Source organism: Acetonema longum DSM 6540, from assembly GCF_000219125.1.
Taxonomy (GTDB): domain Bacteria; phylum Bacillota; class Negativicutes; order Sporomusales; family Acetonemataceae; genus Acetonema; species Acetonema longum.
Map to the genome: position 1 here is coordinate 1 of NZ_AFGF01000287.1, position 1,098 is coordinate 1,098.

Annotated in this window: 1 protein-coding gene; it reads left to right on the top strand. The window is 47.7% G+C overall.

The genetic code is table 11. The features are described 5' to 3' along the window. A partial coding sequence (locus ALO_RS20285) for an IS110 family RNA-guided transposase (protein ID WP_004100068.1) occupies window positions 1-963 on the top strand: 963 nt, incomplete at its 5' end. Between the last annotated feature and the right edge of the window lie 135 nt (window positions 964-1,098).

Below are 1,098 nucleotides of genomic sequence, written 5' to 3' on the forward strand. Positions count from 1 at the left end.
AAAGTCAAGACGGACCGGGTGGACGCTGTGGAATTGGCCAGACTTCTTTTTGTGCATGAGTTCCAGCCGACAGCTATGCCGAAAGAATCCCTATTGAATTTAAAGGTATTGACCAGGACCCGAGGGCAAATCGTAAAGCAACGGAGTCATTTCCTCAATCAGCTTCAAGGGGCGATCGAACAAATCGCCCCCCTGTTTCCTAACGTTTTGAATCCAGGATCGTTAACCGCTCTGAACCTGCTCACCCAACTGCCTACACCGGGTCAGTGGCTCGAAAAAGAGAATCAGTCCACCATTTTGACTCTGGTGAAAACATTATCTCGTCACGGTCAGTCCTATGCCCAGAAAACGTATGCCAATCTCCTTGCCTGCGCCGAAGATGCGCAAGTAACAGGACTCTCCTTGGGTAGCTATGGTATAACGGTTCAGCAATATGCCACCATCATCCTGGCATTGGATGAGCAAATCAAAGTGCTGGACAAGCACATTCAGATAGTATCCGACACCCTCCCGGATATCCACTTGTTACTCAGTATTCCGGGAATCGGTAGGACACTGGCGGCCATCATTTTAGGGGAAATCGGGGATATCGGCCGATTTTCTCGTGCCAAGCAATTGGTAGCCTTTAGCGGAATCGATCCAGCCGTCAAACAGTCCGGAAAGTTTGTCGGGACGAGAAATAAGGTCACCAAGCGCGGGTCTCCCTTTTTGCGGTATGCCCTCTACCTGGCGGCCACCACATCCATACGAAAGGCCGTAAAAAAGGCGCAGGTCAATCCGGTGCTGTATGAATATTATCAGAAAAAATTAGAATCGAAAACGAAAAAGCAAGCTCTCGGCGCCATCATGAACAAGCTGCTACGTATTATCTATTCGGTCCTGAAGAATCAACGGCCGTTTCAATTGATTTCCCCGCAGCAGCAGGTGCAAATGTATAAGGAGCGCCTCTCGAAAGCTGCTTAACCCAAAGGAAAAGACGAACCTTTTCGTGGCTATCCTGACGATTATTCACGCTAATGGGATAGTCTGTTTGTCATGCCTCATTTTAGAGTCAATAAATTTTGTGGATTTTTAAATTATCGCTTGACTTCAATTAGC